Here is an 18688-nt window from a genome sequence, read left to right as displayed (position 1 = left end):
ATGTCGAGAAAAGATTCAAATCGACTAACAGGCAGACAAAAAGCAGCAATCCTAATGATTTCCTTAGGGCTAGAGGTGTCAGCATCTGTATACAAACATCTGTCTGAAGACGAAATAGAAAAATTAACATTGGAAATTTCCAATGTGCGAAGTGTAGATACTGCTAAAAAAGATGAAATCATTGAAGAATTTCACAGCATCGCCATCGCGCAGGACTACATATCACAAGGCGGTCTTATGTACGCAAGACAAGTGCTTGAAAAAGCGCTTGGTGAGGACAAAGCGGATAGTATCTTAAACCGATTAACATCCTCACTTCAAGTGAAACCGTTTGATTTTGCTCGAAAGGCTGACCCAGAACAAATCTTAAACTTTATCCAGCATGAGCATCCACAAACCATTGCGCTCATCCTTTCCTACTTAGATCCAGTTCAAGCAGGGCAGATTTTATCTGAATTAGGTGAGGAAGTACAAACAGAGGTTGCGAGACGTATTGCTTTAATGGATCGCACATCTCCAGAGATCATCAATGAAGTGGAACGCATTCTTGAACAAAAACTTTCTTCAACCTTTACGCAAGACTATACGCAAACGGGCGGAGTCGAAGCGGTTGTAGAAGTACTAAATGGTGTAGACCGTGCGACCGAGAAGACCATTTTAGACACTCTTGAAATTCAAGATCCTGAGCTTGCTGATGAAATTAAGAAACGTATGTTTGTCTTTGAGGATATTGTCACTCTTGACAGCAGAGCGATTCAGCGCGTGATCAGAGATGTTGAAAATGATGACTTATTGCTTGCACTCAAAGTGGCAAGCGAAGAGGTCAAAGAAATTGTCTTCCGCAACATGTCACAGAGAATGGTCGAAACGTTCAAAGAAGAAATGGAGTTTATGGGACCTGTCCGGCTTAGAGATGTCGAGGAAGCACAAACCCGTATTGTCAGCATCGTAAGACGACTCGAGGAAGCTGGAGAAATCGTCATAGCTCGAGGCGGAGGAGACGATATCATTGTCTAGGATTATCAAACATGAAACATCTGTTATTCCTGAGCAAGGCCGGCAAACGATTCCTTTGCAGCAAGTGGAGTTCAAAAAAGAACATCATGAAGAAGAGCTTGTCAATGAAACAGAAGTGTCGCAGCTTGTACTAAGTGATGCTGAAGATCAAGCAAGCCGTATAGTAGAACAAGCAAATAGTGAGCTTGAAAAAACAATGGCTGAAATCAATCAGCGCCGCGCTGATTTTGAAGAAGAAAGAATGCAGCTTATTGAAGAAGCGAAACAAGCAGGTTACCAAGATGGCTTCCAAAAGGGTGAAGCAGATGCGATGAGTCAGTACCGATCAATTCTTGATCAAGCAAATGACATTGTCAGTCTTGCCAAGCAGGATTACGAAGAAAAAATTGAAAGCTCCGCAGAAAAAATTGTGGAACTGGCTTTTGAACTCGCCAAACGTGTTTGGTACTCGGCTGAGGACACGAAAGATCAATTTTTGGCTCTCGTGAAGCAGGTCATTTCTGAAGTGAAAGAATATGACGATATTTCCATCTATGTTGACCCTGAACATTACGATCATGTGATGGAGTATAAAGACGAATTAATCAGAATCCTTCAAAAGGATACACACCTTGCCATTTACTCGGATGAAAAAGCGCCAAAAGGGACTTGTTACGTAGAAACAAGCTTTGGAAAAGTGGAAGCGAGTGTTGATACACAAATGAATCAGTTGAAAGAAAAGCTACTAGAAGTCATTGATTCAGGTGATCACAAATGAACATCGATGTGTTAAAAGAAACGATTGAAACCGCAGATCCTTATAAACGATTTGGTAAAGTCAATCGAGTTGTTGGACTGATGATTGAATCTAAGGGGCCGGAAAGTTCTATCGGAGACGTGTGTCTCATTCATAAAAAGGGGCGTAAGCACGATCCAATAAAAGCAGAGGTCGTAGGGTTTAGAGATGAAAATATTCTGCTCATGCCTTATGTAGAAGCATCCAATATTTCACCAGGAAGTCTAGTTGAAGCGACAGGTGAGTCGCTGAAGGTCAAAGTTGGGACTGGGTTAATTGGCGAAGTTGTTGATGCCTTCGGTGAACCGCTGGACGGCAGTATGCTTCCAAAGGGACTTGCACCTGTTTCGACAGATCAGTCACCTCCAAACCCGATGGACAGGCCACCTATTCGTGAAAAAATGGGCGTTGGTGTCAGAGTGATCGACAGTCTGCTTACAGTCGGCACTGGTCAGCGGATCGGAATTTTTGCCGGAAGTGGTGTTGGGAAAAGTACCTTAATGGGGATGATTGCTAAGCAGACAGAAGCAGACCTCAATGTCATTGCCCTTGTTGGAGAGCGTGGCCGGGAAGTTCGTGAGTTTATTGAAAAGGATTTAGGTACCGAGGGACTAAAGCGATCGATTGTTGTCGTCGCAACTTCTGACCAGCCTGCACTGACGAGAATGAAGGCTGCTTATACAGCAACAGCTATTGCAGAATATTTTAGAGACAGAGGCAAAAACGTCATGTTCATGATGGACTCTGTTACACGGGTCGCTATGGCACAAAGGGAAATCGGTCTTGCAACTGGTGAACCGCCAACGACAAAAGGATATACGCCTTCGGTGTTCGCTATACTGCCAAAATTACTTGAACGAACTGGAACGAATCAGCTTGGTTCCATCACAGCGTTTTACACAGTGCTTGTTGATGGTGACGATATGAATGAGCCAATCGCTGATACAGTCAGGGGAATCTTAGATGGCCACATTGTACTTGATCGTGCTTTAGCCAACAAAGGACAATTTCCTGCTGTCAATATTCTGAAAAGTATCAGCCGTGTTATGAGCAATATCGCAAGTCATGATCACAAGGAGGCGGCCAACCGGTTCCGCCAGCTTTTATCCACTTATCAAAACGCTGAAGACCTCATTAACATTGGAGCATATAAAAAAGGCTCCTCGAAAGACATTGATGATGCCATGCAGGCTTATCCTCATCTGATTTCATTTTTGAAGCAGGATGTAGAAGAGGCTGTATCTATTGACGACAGTGTGAATGTATTGCTCGGTTTGATGAATAGAGAGGATTGACAAAAACAGTGAGATATCAATACAAATTTCAAAAGCTCTTAGAACTGAAAGAAAGTGAAAAAGACAAGTCACTCGCAGCGTACCAACAATCCGTTTCGGCATTTGAGCAAGTCGCTGAAAAGCTCTATGAAAATATGAGTAAAAAAGAATTAATGGAAAAAAGCAAAGAAGAAAAGCTGAGAAGTGGTATGAGTGTTCAAGAAATGCGTCATTATCAGCAATTTGTGACCAATTTAGATAACACCATTCAGCATTATCAGCAGCTTGTGATCATGAAACGCCATCAAATGAATGAAAAACAATCTGATTTAACTGAAAAAAACATCGAGTTTAAAAAGTTTGAAAAAATGAAAGAAAAGCAGTATGAAAAGTTTTCCCTTGAACATAAGGCCATTGAAATGAAAGAAATGGATGATATCTCTATCAGCCAATTCATGTTTCAAGGACATTAGGAGTCGAGATGAATGCCTAAGAAGGAAAAAACGAAAGAATCAAGCGGCGGTAAATTTCAATGGATCTTGTTTATTGTCATCATCCCATTGATTGTGCTTGTGTTAGTGACTGGCACAATCCTTTATATGGCAGGTTTTGATCTAAAGAAACCGCTCCAAAACATTCCGGGCGTCAGTAGTTTGGTTGGTTCAGATGACACCTCAAAAACGTCATCTTCACATAATAATCAAAGCGATGCAGAATTGAAGGAACTGAAAAAGACCATTAAAGAGCAAAAGAATGAACTTGAAATTGCACAAAAAGACTTAAAAACAAGTGATGAAGAGATTAAAAGACTGAATCAAAAAATCAGTTCACTTGAAAAAACATCTGAAAATGATGCGAATGATAAGTCAGCGGATGACAGTTCATCAAATAGCAGCTCATCAAGCGATACATCAGGTAATAATGCATCAGGGACAACTTCTGATGGGGCAGCAGCCTCTAACCAGAAACCGAAAGGGAAGATTGCCAGTATCTATGAAAGCATGGACGCAGGGAAATCTGCCAAAATTTTATCAGAATTAAGTGATAAAGAGGCATTGAAGATTCTTGAAGAGCTGAGCAAAAATAAACTAACAGACATATTAGCAAAACTAACACCTCAGAAGGCAGCTACGTTTACGAAAGAGCTTTCTAAAAAAGAAAGTGAAAATGGGGGTGGACAATAAGTGAAGCTATTGGATATTGGAGCCTTACAGCAATCGTCTCAAGGTCTCTCGGGACCAAAGGGGAGCGGCGCGGCATCTGCAAGCGGGTTGTTTAAACAATTACTTAGCGGGGCAGGCGCACAAAGCGGCCTTGTGAATGCTGAGACAGCGGGTGCCACTCTTTCCATCAATGATGCGATGCAAATCATTGAAAAATGGATGCAATCGCCTGAAGAAGGCATCAACGGAGACCTTCTTAGCGCGCTTCAAACACTTCAAGGTCAAACGCTTGATTCGTCTGATCTCAAGTCACTAGAAGAGCTATTTCAAAAAATGGAATCATCCATTTACGGTGATCAAATGGATAAGTCAGCTTCTGAACATAGTGAGCAGCTCATACAAGTCCACTTTTTCATATATCAACTACTCAATCAACAGCCGCTCAGCTTTGATGCAAAGCTAGTGCAAGATATTGAAGCAAAGGGTCAAGACTTCATTCACTTTCTTTCAAAAAATGGAGTAGATGAGAAACTGATTCAGCAAGTAAAAGAGCAGTTTTTCTCGCAGGGTTCAGCACCAAAGCTGAATTCGATGTCTCAAAGTGAGCTGAAACACTTTAATCAGTTAATCGACCATATGATGGCAAATGCAAAAGGGTCAGACAAAGAGTTGAAGATTGCTTTAGGAGAGTTAAAAGAATTGGTCTCTCCAAGACAAGAATCTACTCTTGCTACTCCTGCAAAAGGGGCTAACTCTCTTGAATGGCTCATCAAAAAGGAAGTTGTCAAAGGACAAAGCACTGCTGCACCTGCTTCTGAAAAAACAATCACTCATACGCTGTTGCCAGGTCATAAGCAGTTTTTTCAACTGCAATCAGCAGCTCCTGTTCAGCAGACACAAACAACTGATGAAAAGCCGGGAACGGTTGATCAGCAAATTCTAAATACGTGGAAGCAAATGAAATTCACGCCATTTGGCAACTCAAGTGGGCGCTTTACAGTTCGGTTAAATCCAGAAAATCTCGGATTTATCACGATTCAGCTGACGAAGCAAAATGGTATGTATGCGAGTAAAATTACAGCTTCGACACAGGCAGCAAAAGAACTGCTAGAGCATCACCTTCCGCAGCTCAAGCAGGCGCTTCCGAATATGTCGGTTCAAGTGGACCGTTTCCATATACCGCTTCAATCAAATGAGCAGCCGTTATTTGGACAACAATTTAACGAAGAAAACAAGCAGCAGCAGTCAAAAGGACAGAATTCCCAGCAGACTGATGAACAGGAAGCAGAATTCCAAGATGTACTGGATGCTCTTGTTGGGTCAGATGAAGAAGAGGAGGAGATCTAATGGCAACAGTTGATGCTACAAATAGAATAGCCGCACAAACAGACACTTCTTCAAAAGCAGAAAAGAAAACAGATACGCTTGGCAAAGATCAATTCTTGAAAATTTTGCTCACACAGCTTCAAAACCAAGATCCGACAAACCCACTAGATGACCGTGAGTTTGTCACACAGCTTGCAACATTTTCATCTTTAGAACAGCAAACCAATATGAACGATTCGATCACCAAGCTGAATCAGCTCATGTCTACATTTGTTGCACACCAAGATCCGTTTACGACGTATGTAGGGTGGATCGGTAAAGAAGTATCGGGCAAATTGGATGATAAAGAGATATCAGGCACTGTGAAATCTGTTAAAAACATAAACAATGAATACTTCCTATATTTAGAAGATGGAACGAAAATCAGCCCTTGGGATGTTACAGCAGTTGGAGAAAAAACGAAGTAATTCGAGGAGGAAAATAAATGTTACGCTCACTTTACTCAGGAATTAGTGGAATGAAAAACTTCCAATCAAAATTAGATGTTGTAGCCAACAACGTAGCCAACGTCAACACACACGGATACAAAAAAAGCCGTATCACTTTTAAAGATATGGTCAGCCAAACCATTGGAAGTTCTGGTGGGCCAACGAACAACTCTGGTTCAATCAACTCAAAGCAAATTGGTTTAGGGTCATCTTTATCTTCAATCGATAAAATTATGTCAGCGGGATCTTCTCAAAATACAAATGAACCTTACGACTTCTATATCAATGGAGATGGGTTTTTCCGTATTGAAGTTCAAGGAGAAGTTCTTTATACAAGAACAGGAAATTTCGACACTGATTCAGAGGGAAGCTTAGTCACCCCTGATGGAAATTATCTACTTGGAATGAATGGACAAAAGATAACGATTCCAGACGGTGTTTCAAGTGTAAGTGTTGGTCCAGATGGAACGATTTCGGTTGTTGAAAACAATGTATCAAGAACCGTTGGTCAAATATCACTCGTATCTTTCCGTAACGCAGGAGGGCTAGACAAAGTTGGTGACAACCTTTACCGCCAAACGTTAAGCTCAGGTGCTCCAAGTAATCCAATCGTACCAGGTGAACAAGGAACGGGCGTCGTCCAAACAGGGAAACTTGAAATGTCAAACGTTGATTTAACAGACGAGTTTACCGAAATGATTATCGCGCAGCGTGGATTCCAATCGAATGCAAAGACGATCACAACATCTGATGAAATCCTGCAAGAGCTTGTGAATCTGAAACGATAGGAGGTAGGGGGAGCGGATGATCGCTTCTCTGCTTAATATGATCGAAGTGACAAGATTGAATGGCAAAGGATTTATGCTGAACGCTCTCCATATCGAGCAAATCGAAAGCTTTCCAGACACGACCATTACATTAGCCAATGGAAAGAAATTCGTTGTGAAAGAAAATGAAGAGCAGCTTCAAGAGAAAATCATTTCTTTCTACAGAAAAATCCAAGTCATTTCATTGAATCAAGGAATAGAGGAATTTGAATGAAGAAGAAATTAGTCGTAGTAATGCTAATCATGATTATTGCCATCGGCGGAATAGGAGCAGGCATCATTTTTCTGTTGAATGGTTCAGAAGAAGCAAAAGCTGAAAAAGAGCCAACAGCAGATGAAGTCGTAAAAGCTTCTGTTGAAATTCCTGAGATTATCACCAATTTAAAGTCTGAAGGAAATGCGGTCAAACTTGTATTGAATATTGAAACAGACTCTGAAAAAGCAAAAGAAGAGCTCGAGAAAAGAAGTTTTCAAGTGAAAGACGCCGTAATTGACATTTTATCAGACACAAATGCAGATGAACTTGATGGCAAAAAAGGCAGAGAACATTTTAAAGCACTAGTTAAAAACAAAGTGAATAACTATTTGCAAGATGGCAAGGTGAAAGAAGTATATATAACCTCCTTTAATCTGCAATAGAGGCGATTAATTGACACGATGGAGGTGAAGAAATGTCAGGAGAAGTGCTTTCCCAGAATGAGATCGATGCATTATTATCCGCCATATCTACAGGCGAAATGGATGCAGAAGAGCTGAAAAAAGAAGAAACGACGAAAAAAGTAAAGGTGTATGATTTTAAACGTGCACTTCGCTTTTCGAAAGACCAGATTCGAAGTTTAACAAGGATTCACGATAACTTCGCTAGACTGCTCACCACACACTTTTCAGCTCAGCTAAGATCATATATTCAAATTACTGTCAGCTCGGTTGACCAAGTACCATACGAAGAATTTATTCGTTCGATTCCTAATATGACATTATTAAACTTATTTTATGTCAGCCCGCTTGAAGGAAGAATTATGCTTGAAGTGAACCCAACAATCGGCTATGCCATGATGGACAGGCTGATGGGCGGGATAGGCATTAGTCATAATAAGACAGAATCACTTACAGAAATCGAAACAAAGATTATCTCAAACATGTTTGAGGGAGCTTTGGAAAATTACAGAGAAGCGTGGCAGTCCATAACCGACATCGAGCCTGAAATGGCAGATTTCGAGGTAAATCCCCAGTTTGTTCAAATGGTGTCACCAAACGAAACAGTTGTCGTCATTTCTCTTAATACACAAATTGGTGAGGTAAGCGGGGTTATTAACCTATGTATTCCTCATGTTGTATTAGAGCCTATTATTCCAAAGCTGTCTGTACACTACTGGATGCAGTCTGAACGAAATGAACCAAAACAACAAGAAACAAAGGCTATTGAAAAACGGATTATGACGGCAAAGATACCGGTAGTCGCAGAGCTAGGGGAATCGGAAATGACGGTGGAAGAGTTTTTGAATTTGGAAATTGGTGATTGTATTGCCTTGGACAAACCAGTAAATGCGCCTCTTACTGTTATGGTCGGAAATAAACCGAAATTCTTGGGACAGGCCGGCCGCGTGAATCGGAAACAGGCGATTCAAATTCTAGATCACGACATAAGAGGTGAAGAAGATGGAGAATAACGGAAGTAAATTATCACAAGACGAAATCGATGCGCTCCTTAAAGGAGGCAGCAATGACGATATAGAGCCTGAAACAATCCTTTCTGCAATGGAGCAAGATGCCATTGGAGAAATCGGAAATATTTCATTCGGCAGTTCTGCTACAGCACTTTCAACCCTATTAAATCAAAAAGTGGAGATTACCACTCCAACTGTTACAGTGATTCAAAAAAGTATGCTGAATGAGGAATTTCCTCATCCGTATGTCGCGATTGAAGTGAATTATACGGAAGGCTTCAGCGCAAGTAACCTGCTTGTCGTCCAGCAAACAGATGCAGCAGTCATTGCGGACTTAATGATGGGCGGAGACGGGACAAATGCTGACCCTTCTTTAAGCGAGATTCACTTAAGTGCAGTGCAAGAAGCGATGAACCAAATGATGGGTTCTGCTGCGACATCCATGTCGACGGTCTTTAATAAAAAGATTGATATTTCTCCGCCTCGCGTCGAATTACTTGATGTGAAAGAAGGAGAAGGAACAGACCGGATCCCAGCTGAAGAAATGCTTGTCAAAGTGTCCTTCAGATTAAAAATAGGAGAGCTCATTGATTCAAATATTATGCAGCTTTATCCTATTACATTTGCGAAAGATTTAATTGCAGAATTAACAGACCCAGCGCAGGAGGAAGAGCCGGTTCAAGACACGCAAGTGAGCACACCTGAACCTCAGCAGGCAGCACCTCAAACGCAGTCTGCACCAGCGCAGCAAGCTGCTCCGCCGAAAAGACAGGCGAAGCCAAAGCCGGCAGCACCTGTAAATGTGGCACCAGTTGAATTTGAAGCGTTCAGTGAGCCTCAGCATACAACAAGCCAGCTTGGAAATCTTGATATGCTGATGGACATTCCGCTTTCCATTACGGTGGAACTTGGAAGAACTCAGCGAAGTGTCAAAGAAGTCCTTGAGCTTTCAGCAGGAAGTATTATTGAACTGGACAAACTTGCTGGTGAGCCAGTAGACATTCTAGTGAACAAACGAATCGTCGCCAAAGGGGAAGTCGTTGTCATTGATGAGAACTTTGGTGTTCGTGTGACTGATATTTTAAGTCAGTCAGAAAGACTTTCTAATTTAAAATAAACAAACATACAGGGAGAGAATAAGTAAATGGCTACTAAGGTATTAATCGTAGATGATGCAGCATTCATGAGAATGATGATAAAGGATATTCTTGTAAAAAACGGATTTGATGTAGTAGGAGAAGCAGAAAACGGCGCTCAAGCAGTTGAAAAATTTAAAGAAACATCTCCTGATCTTGTCACAATGGATATCACAATGCCAGAAATGGACGGGATCACAGCATTAAAAGAAATTAAACAAATCGACGCTTCTGCAAAAATCATCATGTGTTCTGCAATGGGCCAGCAGTCAATGGTTATTGACGCGATCCAAGCAGGTGCAAAAGACTTTATCGTGAAGCCGTTCCAGGCAGACCGTGTACTTGAAGCAATTAATAAAACGTTAGGCTAAAAAAGGGTGTAAGACTTGTTGAAAAAACGTTTGATATGTATAGCAATGATCAGTTTTATGCTTTTCTTAACGATACAGCCTGTCTCACTGTTTGCTGAAACGAAAGATCCTGAAAATGGCACAGTGAATGACTGGCTCAAAGAAGAGAAAGGCAGCAAAAAGGATACAGAAAAGACAACCACTGACAATCAAACGAATCCGGCAGAAGAAGTTCCCTCTTCTTCTGTCTCCATTATGGATTTTGTCAAAATGATTGGTGCCTTACTTTTTGTCATCCTGCTCATATATGGATTGGTGAGATTTGTTGGTAAGCAAAACCGCTTACTTAAACCATTTCGCTATGTTGAAAATATTGGCGGAACGACGGTTGGCCAAAACCGTTCAGTCCAGCTTATCAAAGTGGGCAAACGAGTATTAGTTGTCGGAGTAGCGGACTCAATCCAGCTGCTAAAAGAAATTGATGATGAACAAGAATGTGAAGCGATCGTGAAACAATACGAAGAAGCGATGGAAAGCAAAACAGATTTACCAAAAATCGTTCAAAAATTCACATCTCAGATAAAGAAACAGGATCAGCCAACCACTTCTTCTTTTTCAGCCAATTTGAAGGCGCAGCTAGCCGAATTGAAAAAGACCCAATCAGAAGTCAGAAAGAAAGGCCCGAAACAAAATGAATGAGTTTATCGATTTATTTAATTCCAGCGGTGCAGGGAATATTAGCACGTCTGTCCGTCTTCTTTTACTTTTAACCGTATTTTCGGTTGCACCAGGCATTCTCATTTTAATGACGTGTTTTACACGAATTGTGATTGTACTTTCATTCGTTAGAACGTCACTTGCAACCAACTCAATGCCGCCAAACCAAGTGCTTGTAGGGCTTGCATTGTTTCTCACATTTTTTATCATGGCACCCACGTTCTCAGAGATTAATAAAGAGGCACTCACGCCGCTTTTAAATGATGACATTACGCTCAATCAGGCATATGAAAAAGCCGAAGTGCCCATTAAAGAATTTATGAGTAAACATACGAGACAGAAGGATTTGGCTTTATTTCTTAGTTACGCAAAAATCGATACACCTGAATCGATAAAAGATATTCCGTTAACGGCGATGGTACCCGCTTTTGCGATTTCAGAATTAAAGACGGCATTTCAAATTGGTTTCATGATCTTTATTCCCTTTTTAATTATTGACATGGTGGTCGCAAGTGTTCTGATGTCAATGGGGATGATGATGCTTCCGCCGGTTATGATATCGCTCCCTTTTAAAATATTGTTATTTGTTTTAGTCGATGGATGGTATTTGATTGTTAAATCTTTGCTGCAAAGCTTTTAGAGTAGGTGCTTAAAACATGAGTTCAGAATTTGTCATTACGATGGCTGAAAGATCAGTGTATGTGGTATTGCTTGTCAGTGGGCCGCTTCTAGCGCTCGCTCTTATTGTGGGACTGATTGTCAGTGTGTTTCAGGCGACAACCCAAATTCAAGAACAGACGCTTGCGTTCATTCCTAAAATTGTTGCAGTTCTTATCGGGCTTGTTGTGTTTGGTCCATGGATGCTGTCAACCATTGTGTCCTTTACGACAGAGCTGTTCTCGAATTTAGATCGATTTGCAGGTTAACGAGCGATGTCAATCATAGAATTATTCCCTGCTTTTCTATTAGTTTTTATTCGGATCACCGCTTTTTTTGTGACAGTACCGCTTTTAGCGCATAGAACGATCCCAGCTGTACACAGAGTTGGATTCTCTCTGTTTTTAGCCGTGATTAGTTTTAGCACGATTAAGGAACCGCCAGCACTCGACATAGACGGTCTTTATATGATGCTTGCGGTGAAAGAAGCAATGGTCGGACTTCTGCTTGGCTTGATTGCATATATCATGGTGTCCGCTGTTCAAATTGCCGGCTCATTTATTGATTTTCAAATGGGCTTTGCGATCGCCAATGTGATTGATCCGCAAACAGGGGCGCAAACGCCGCTGATGGGGCAGTTTTTTTATACGGTCACATTGCTATTGATGCTGGCAACCAATGCACACCACCTGCTGCTTGATGGAATCTATTACAGCTTTCAATATATTGCAGTTGATCAGTACGCACTGAATTTCGGCAGTGAATCCTTTGCTTATTTTATTGCAAAGAGCTTCAACCAAATGTTCATCATTGCCTTTCAAATCTCAGCACCGGTCGTTGCCAGCTTGTTTTTGGTCGATTTAGCACTGGGCATTGTGGCACGAACAGTTCCGCAGATGAACGTTTTTGTTGTCGGACTTCCTATTAAAATGGGTGTGAGTTTTATTATGATCATCATCTGTATGGGCGTCATCTTCGGGGTTGTCCAAAATACATTTGATACGATTGTACTCACCATGAGGAATTTCTTAGCATTGGTCGGTGGTTCGTCATGATGACAAGACTTAGACTAGACTTGCAATTTTTCGCAGGTGAAAAAACAGAAAAAGCAACGCCGAAAAAGAGACAAGATTCACGTAAAAAAGGTCAGGTTGCCAAAAGTACCGACGTCAATACAGCCATCTCATTTCTATTAATCTTTTTATCATTCTTTTTTATTGGGCCTTTTATGAAAGAGCGTATTATTGCGCTCATTGAACGTTTTTATTCAACAACGATGCTAATGAAGGTTAGCACGTCTAATATTCATCAACTATTTGTGCAATTGCTTCAGGAAACAGGAATCCTCCTCATGCCAATCCTTGGTGTTGGTATGCTGGCAGGGATCATCAGTAACTATTTGCAAGTTGGTTTTCTCTTTTCGACAGAAGTAATCAAACCAAAATTAGAAAAACTCGATCCAATCAAAGGGTTTAAACGGATATACAGTATTCGAGCCCTCGTAGAGCTATTAAAATCCATTTTGAAAATTGGTTTAATTGGTTTTGCGACATTTATTGCACTTTGGATGCACTTTGACGAAATCCTGAGGCTTCCTTTATTAACAGCAGAGGAAACCCTTCATTTCGTCGCAAATATGACCTTGATTATGGGGCTATATGCAGCAGGTGCTCTCATGATCTTAGCAGGGCTTGATTATATGTATCAGAAATTTGATTATGAAAAAAACTTACGGATGTCCAAACAAGACATCAAAGATGAGTATAAAAAATCAGAGGGTGACCCGCTCATAAAATCTAAGATTAAACAGCGCCAGCGGGAAATGGCCATGAGACGGATGATGCAGGAAGTCCCAAAAGCGGACGTCATCATTACAAACCCAACCCACTATGCAATTGCTTTGAAATATGACGAAGAAAAGATGGACGCGCCCTTTGTTGTGGCAAAGGGGACAGATATTTTAGCTTTGAAAATTAGAACGATTGCGAAAGAGCACGATATCATGACCGTAGAAAACCGGCCGCTCGCTCGGGCACTATATGATCAGGTCGACATCGACCAAGCGGTCCCAGAGGAATACTTTAAGGCGATCGCAGAAATTTTAGCTTACGTCTATAAAACGAAACAAAAGATTTTATGAATTTTTGGTTTTAAAAGGAGAGAACAGGCATGTCAGCAAGAGATTTATCTGTTATATTCAGTGTTATTTTAATTGTGGCGATGCTGGTCATACCGTTTCCGCCAATGCTATTAAGTATTTTAATCATTATTAATATTTCTCTTGCGCTTATCGTGCTTCTCACCACTATGAACATGCAAGAACCACTGGAATTTTCAATTTTTCCATCATTGCTTTTGCTCTTAACACTGTTTCGTTTAGGGCTTAACATCTCTACAACACGTTCTATTCTTTCAACAGGAGATGCTGGAAAGGTTGTAGAAACGTTTGGTTCATTTGTTGTTGGAGGAAATATCATCGTTGGTCTCGTTGTTTTCCTTATTCTGATCATCATTCAGTTTATTGTTATTACTAAAGGGGCTGAGCGTGTATCAGAGGTTGCGGCAAGATTTACACTTGATGCGATGCCAGGTAAACAAATGAGTATTGACGCTGATTTAAATGCAGGGATGCTGACAGAAAGTGAAGCAAGAAACCGCCGTGAAAAAGTAGCGAGGGAAGCAGACTTTTATGGAGCGATGGACGGTGCCAGTAAGTTCGTTAAAGGGGACGCCATCGCTGGTATTATCATCGTTATCATCAATATTATATTTGGAATTATTATTGGGATGCTTCAGCAAGGCATGTCGATTCAAGAATCAGCTTCCCACTTTACCCTGTTAACAGTAGGGGACGGAATTGTTTCTCAAATTCCGGCACTCCTCATTTCAACGGCGACAGGGATTGTTGTTACGAGAGCAGCTTCTAACGGAAACCTTGGATCAGACATTACAGGTCAGCTCTTTGCATTCCCAGCCATGCTTTATGTCACAGCAGGCACGATCTTCCTTCTTGGGTTGTTTACTCCAATCGGCGTACTTTTGACAGGACCGATCGCAGGTTTACTTGCCCTCGGCGCATACTTGATGTCAAAAAACAAACAGGATCAAGAAGAAATAGAAGAGGTACTAGAGGAGCAGGCAGAGGTAGAAGAGATGAAAAGTCCAGAAAGCGTCATTCACCTTCTCCAAATGGATGCCATTGAATTTGAGTTTGGCTACGGCCTGATTCCGCTAGCCGATGCAAATCAAGGCGGTGACCTGTTAGACCGAATTGTGATGATCCGAAGGCAGCTTGCCCTTGAACTCGGTCTTGTGATTCCAGTTGTCCGGATCCGGGACAACATTGCACTTAACCCAAATGAGTATCGACTCAAAATAAAAGGGAACGAAGTGGCAAAAGGCGAGCTCCTGCTTGATCACTACTTAGCGATGTCTCCTACGCCTGATGATGATCCGATTGAAGGAATCGAAACAATCGAGCCATCCTTTGGTCTTCCGGCTAAATGGATCTCAGAAGCAGAAAAAGATCAGGCTGAGATGCTCGGCTATACGGTTGTAGATCCTGCATCTGTTGTGTCTACTCACATCACAGAGAAGATTAGACAAAACACACACGAACTGCTCGGGCGCCAAGAAACGAAGCAATTAATCGATCATCTGAAAGAAAGTTATCCTGTCTTAGTGGATGAAGTGACCCCGAATCCACTAGCAGTTGGTGAGATTCAAAAAGTGCTTGCAAAACTGCTGAAAGAAAAGGTTTCTATTCGAAATCTTGTCACCATTTTTGAGACGCTTGCAGACTACGGAAAATTAACGACGGATACAGATTTGTTAACAGAGTATGTCAGACAGGCGCTGGCAAGACAGATTACTGCACAATATGCGAGAGAAAATGAATCGCTCAAAGTCGTGACATGCTCAGGCCGAGTGGAAAAGGTGATTGCTGACAGCGTACAGCAGACAGAGCATGGCAACTACTTATCGTTAGATCCAGAATCCTCTGAAAGTGTGATTCAATCAGTGGCGAGAGAAATTGAACAGCTTTCGCTTCGTCAGGAAACGCCGGTTCTATTGTGCTCACCTCCTATAAGAATGTACGTCAAGCAGCTGTTAGAAAGATATTTCCCGGATTTACCGGTACTATCTTATAACGAACTAGAAGCAAATGTGGAAGTACAGAGCATCGGAGTGGTGGATATCTAATGAAAATGAAAAAAATCACAGCGAATTCAATGCAGGAGGCAACGATTCAAATTAGGCAGCAGCTTGGAAAGGATGCCGTCATTTTAAATTCCAAAACCGTTGTGAAACGAAAGCTGTTCGGTTTAAAGAAACAGCAAATGGTTGAAGTGATTGCAGTGCTGGATCAAGATTTTGAAGAAAGAGCGGGTAAAGGTGGACACCCTGCGCCTCCTCTTCCAGTATTTCCGAAAAAGGAGCAGATTCAACACCGGCCTGAAGAGCCGTCTCTTGCTCCTGAGGCAGTGAAACCAGTACCTTCTCAAGCTCAGCCTTTAGAATATGCGAGGAATGAGCGGCATGCTGGTATTCTGCCTGATCCTCTCATGGCAATCGATCAAAAACTGAAGGATCAAGGTCTTGATGATGTCATTCGAGACGAATGCCTCAAAGGTCTTTTAACGAAGGGTGCTGTCAAGGAAGATCAAATTCAAAAAGAACTTGAACAACAGCTGACAGATATGCTGCCGGCTCACACCTCTGAAGAGCCGATGATTCGTTCAAAATACATTGTGCTGTTTGGTTCAACTGGAGCTGGTAAAACAACAACGATTGCAAAGCTCGCTGCTAAAACGGCCATTCAGAAGCAAAAGAAAATCGCTTTTATTACAACAGATACGTACCGAATTGCAGCGATCGAACAACTGAAAACATATGCGGAACTGCTCAATGCACCGCTTGAGGTTTGTTATTCGAGAGAGGATTTTGTAAAAGCTCAAGAGACGTTTAAAGAGTATGATCATATTTTCGTAGACACAGCGGGTCGTAACTTTAAAGAAGAAGCGTATATCAAAGAGCTGACAGACATCATTCCATTTAATGAAAGCATTCAAAGTTTCCTAGTGATGAGTGCGACCTCGAAGTATCAGGACATGAAAGCCATGGTTAAACGCTTTGAACACGTTCCAATCGATCAATTCATTTTTACAAAGGTAGATGAAACAGACACGATGGGAACCATCTTTCAAATCATTGCAGACTCTCAAATTGGACTTGGCTTTTTAACAAATGGTCAAAATGTTCCTGAGGATATTCTTGAGGGCTCTCCTCTTGAATTAACAAGGATGGTCTTACAATGATGAAGCCCGACCAAGCAGAAGGTTTAAGAAAGCTCGTTCAGCAGAATCAAACGATCGCACCAGCTCCTCTTGGTATAAGCGGACAGGCAAAAACCATTGCTGTCATGAGCGGTAAAGGTGGGGTTGGAAAATCGAATTTGACGCTGAATATGGCACTGTCTATCGCAAATGCAGGGAAGCGAGTGTTAGTCATCGACCTTGATTTTGGTATGGGCAATATTGATATTTTACTAGGAAAAACTTCGACTAGCTCTATATTAGATGTTCTTGTCAGGAAGAAATCCTTCCAAGCAGCTATGACCCAAGGAACGAACAACCTTTATTACATTTCTGGTGGCAGCGGACTTGAACAGCTGTTTTCTTTAGATAAGGATCAATGGTCGTTCTTTCTAGAGGAAATGGAAAGAATGATGCACGACTTTGATTGTATCTTCTTTGATATGGGGGCTGGCTTGTCTAAAGATCAACTGCCTTTTGTTTTATCAGCAGGAGAAGTTGTGGTTGTGACAACGCCAGAACCAACATCAATCATGGATGCCTACAGCGCAATTAAACACTTAGCGATTCATCAGTTCGAACAATCTGTGCAAATCATTGTCAACCGGTGTAAAACCTCGTCAGAAGGGTCAGAAACCTACCGGAAATTAGCAGGAGTGGTCACATCATTTTTACACAGAAAACTAGTATTTGCTGGTGCTGTGCCTGATGATCCTGCGGTTCCAAAAGCGGTGGCTGAACAAATTCCATTTTATATGAAGCAGCCTCATTCACGGCTGAGTAAAACGATCAAGATGCTGGCAGAAACACTTTATCAACAGCAGATAAGAGAGGCACAGAGAGAGCAGCATACGTTTATAGATAAGTTGTCCTCTTTTTTTAAAAGGAGGAAGGTGGACTCATGATTAGAGTGCTTGTAGTAGATGACTCGGCCTTTATGCGAAAGCTCATTAGTGATTTCCTAAGTGCCGAGCAAGAAATAGAAGTCGTCGGAACGGCGCGAAATGGGGAAGATGCCTTAAAACGGATCAAGGAACTGAATCCAGATGTCGTCACATTAGATGTGGAAATGCCTGTTTTAAATGGAACAGAAGCATTAAAACAAATTCTGGCTGAACACGACCTTGCCGTGATTATGGTGTCAAGCCAGACAAAGCAAGGGAAAGATTTAACCATCCATTGCTTAGAACTTGGTGCTTTTGACTTTGTGACAAAGCCTTCAGGAAGTATTTCGCTCGATTTACACAAAGTAAGAGGCCAAATTGTAGAGCGGGTGCTTGCGGCAGGGCTGTCAAGGAAACGCACTGAAGTACAGGTTTCTCCAAAGCCGGTGATGAAGCCGCCAATTCCAGTGGCTACACCTCGCCCGCAAGCCGTAAAAAGTGGCTCACTCCGAAAGATTATTTCAATCGGAACATCAACGGGAGGGCCAAGGGCACTTCAACGAGTTGTCACGAAGCTGCCTAAGGACATAGAAGCACCTATTTTGATTGTGCAGCATATGCCGGCAGGATTTACAGCATCACTTGCTACTAGGTTAGACCATTTATCTCAAATTTCGATTAAAGAAGCACAAGATGGAGACATCGCTAAAAATGGAGTGGCTTACATAGCACCTGGTGGAATGAATATGTCACTTCATGAACAAGGGGCATCCTTAGTCATCAGGCTATCTCCAGAGGACACGGAAAGCCGGCACAAACCTTCTGTTAACTATTTATTTGAATCCATCAGTCATATAAAGGGTTACGAGAAAATTGCTGTCATTATGACAGGCATGGGTAGTGACGGCACAGAAGGTGTCAAAAAAATGGTCGCAAGCGGTCATACAAAAGTCATTGCAGAAAAAGAAGAATCATGTGTTGTTTTCGGAATGCCTAAATCAGTCATTAAAGCAGGCCTTGCACATGAAACAAGGCATGTGGATGACATCGCACATGCAATTATAAGCTCCATGAAAAAAGAGAGGGCGTGAA

The 18688-nt window shown here is 41.7% G+C and carries 22 protein-coding genes; all 22 read left to right on the top strand.

Going from position 1 to position 18688, the window contains the following annotated elements:
- From fliG to MHH40_RS02515, 22 genes are read left to right on the top strand one after another with little or no spacing between them, the layout of a single operon-like run.
- The gene (gene fliG / locus MHH40_RS02620) at nt 1-1017 is read left to right on the top strand and encodes a flagellar motor switch protein FliG (RefSeq protein ID WP_003210883.1); all 1017 of its coding nucleotides are present in this window, start codon (nt 1-3) and stop codon (nt 1015-1017) included.
- Nucleotides 1010-1774, top strand: coding sequence for a flagellar assembly protein FliH (gene fliH / locus MHH40_RS02615; RefSeq protein ID WP_003212485.1), 765 nt, complete (start codon nt 1010-1012; stop codon nt 1772-1774). The genes fliG and fliH overlap by 8 nt, the downstream gene beginning before the upstream one ends.
- A complete protein-coding gene (gene fliI / locus MHH40_RS02610) occupies nt 1771-3087 on the top strand; it encodes a flagellar protein export ATPase FliI (RefSeq protein ID WP_003212478.1) in 1317 nt (438 codons plus the stop codon). The genes fliH and fliI overlap by 4 nt, the downstream gene beginning before the upstream one ends.
- A gap of 8 nt (nt 3088-3095) precedes the next feature.
- Nucleotides 3096-3539 carry a flagellar export protein FliJ gene (fliJ, locus tag MHH40_RS02605; RefSeq protein ID WP_034620036.1) on the top strand — a complete coding sequence of 148 codons (444 nt, stop codon included), beginning with the start codon at nt 3096-3098 and terminating at the stop codon, nt 3537-3539.
- A gap of 12 nt (nt 3540-3551) precedes the next feature.
- Nucleotides 3552-4250, top strand: a complete 699-nt coding sequence (locus tag MHH40_RS02600; protein WP_050945049.1) for a MotE family protein — start codon at nt 3552-3554, stop codon at nt 4248-4250.
- Nucleotides 4251-5576, top strand: coding sequence for a flagellar hook-length control protein FliK (locus tag MHH40_RS02595; RefSeq protein ID WP_050945048.1), 1326 nt, complete (start codon nt 4251-4253; stop codon nt 5574-5576). It abuts the gene before it with no gap.
- Nucleotides 5576-6022, top strand: a complete 447-nt coding sequence (gene flgD / locus MHH40_RS02590) for a flagellar hook assembly protein FlgD (protein ID WP_050945047.1) — start codon at nt 5576-5578, stop codon at nt 6020-6022. The genes MHH40_RS02595 and flgD overlap by 1 nt, the downstream gene beginning before the upstream one ends.
- 17 nt (nt 6023-6039) lie before the next feature.
- A complete protein-coding gene (gene flgG / locus MHH40_RS02585) occupies nt 6040-6831 on the top strand; it encodes a flagellar basal body rod protein FlgG (protein ID WP_017359086.1) in 792 nt (263 codons plus the stop codon).
- Nucleotides 6832-6868: 37 nt separating this feature from the next.
- A complete protein-coding gene (locus MHH40_RS02580; RefSeq protein WP_034620035.1) occupies nt 6869-7084 on the top strand; it encodes a flagellar FlbD family protein in 216 nt (71 codons plus the stop codon).
- A complete protein-coding gene (gene fliL, locus MHH40_RS02575; protein WP_050945046.1) occupies nt 7081-7509 on the top strand; it encodes a flagellar basal body-associated protein FliL in 429 nt (142 codons plus the stop codon). The genes MHH40_RS02580 and fliL overlap by 4 nt, the downstream gene beginning before the upstream one ends.
- A gap of 32 nt (nt 7510-7541) precedes the next feature.
- The gene (gene fliM, locus MHH40_RS02570) at nt 7542-8540 is read left to right on the top strand and encodes a flagellar motor switch protein FliM (protein WP_003212239.1); all 999 of its coding nucleotides are present in this window, start codon (nt 7542-7544) and stop codon (nt 8538-8540) included.
- On the top strand, nt 8530-9654 hold the full coding sequence (gene fliY, locus MHH40_RS02565) for a flagellar motor switch phosphatase FliY (RefSeq protein ID WP_050945045.1): 1125 nt from the start codon (nt 8530-8532) through the stop codon (nt 9652-9654). Before fliM ends, fliY begins: the two co-directional genes overlap by 11 nt.
- A gap of 27 nt (nt 9655-9681) precedes the next feature.
- Nucleotides 9682-10044, top strand: coding sequence for a response regulator (locus tag MHH40_RS02560; RefSeq protein ID WP_003212360.1), 363 nt, complete (start codon nt 9682-9684; stop codon nt 10042-10044).
- 18 nt (nt 10045-10062) lie between these two features.
- On the top strand, nt 10063-10722 hold the full coding sequence (gene fliZ, locus MHH40_RS02555; RefSeq protein WP_050945044.1) for a flagella biosynthesis regulatory protein FliZ: 660 nt from the start codon (nt 10063-10065) through the stop codon (nt 10720-10722).
- A complete protein-coding gene (fliP, locus tag MHH40_RS02550) occupies nt 10715-11380 on the top strand; it encodes a flagellar type III secretion system pore protein FliP (RefSeq protein WP_003211147.1) in 666 nt (221 codons plus the stop codon). Before fliZ ends, fliP begins: the two co-directional genes overlap by 8 nt.
- Before the next feature lie 16 nt (nt 11381-11396).
- Nucleotides 11397-11666, top strand: coding sequence for a flagellar biosynthesis protein FliQ (gene fliQ / locus MHH40_RS02545; protein ID WP_003211206.1), 270 nt, complete (start codon nt 11397-11399; stop codon nt 11664-11666).
- Nucleotides 11667-11672: 6 nt separating this feature from the next.
- Complete coding sequence (gene fliR, locus MHH40_RS02540; RefSeq protein WP_012009967.1) at nt 11673-12452, top strand: flagellar biosynthetic protein FliR; 780 nt, start codon at nt 11673-11675, stop codon at nt 12450-12452.
- Entirely contained in the window at nt 12449-13537 is a 1089-nt protein-coding gene (gene flhB, locus MHH40_RS02535) for a flagellar biosynthesis protein FlhB (protein WP_003211738.1), read from the top strand. The genes fliR and flhB overlap by 4 nt, the downstream gene beginning before the upstream one ends.
- 29 nt (nt 13538-13566) lie before the next feature.
- A complete protein-coding gene (flhA, locus tag MHH40_RS02530) occupies nt 13567-15600 on the top strand; it encodes a flagellar biosynthesis protein FlhA (RefSeq protein WP_050945043.1) in 2034 nt (677 codons plus the stop codon).
- Entirely contained in the window at nt 15600-16715 is a 1116-nt protein-coding gene (flhF, locus tag MHH40_RS02525; RefSeq protein ID WP_268458646.1) for a flagellar biosynthesis protein FlhF, read from the top strand. Before flhA ends, flhF begins: the two co-directional genes overlap by 1 nt.
- Complete coding sequence (locus MHH40_RS02520) at nt 16712-17617, top strand: MinD/ParA family protein (RefSeq protein ID WP_050945041.1); 906 nt, start codon at nt 16712-16714, stop codon at nt 17615-17617. Before flhF ends, MHH40_RS02520 begins: the two co-directional genes overlap by 4 nt.
- Nucleotides 17614-18687, top strand: a complete 1074-nt coding sequence (locus MHH40_RS02515; protein ID WP_003210900.1) for a protein-glutamate methylesterase/protein-glutamine glutaminase — start codon at nt 17614-17616, stop codon at nt 18685-18687. The genes MHH40_RS02520 and MHH40_RS02515 overlap by 4 nt, the downstream gene beginning before the upstream one ends.
- The last annotated feature ends 1 nt before the right edge of the window (nt 18688 follow it).

Source organism: Bacillus sp. FSL K6-2431 (genome assembly GCF_038005165.1).
Lineage (GTDB): Bacteria > Bacillota > Bacilli > Bacillales > Bacillaceae > Bacillus > Bacillus pumilus.
This window is presented reverse-complemented; position numbering and strand designations above follow the sequence as displayed.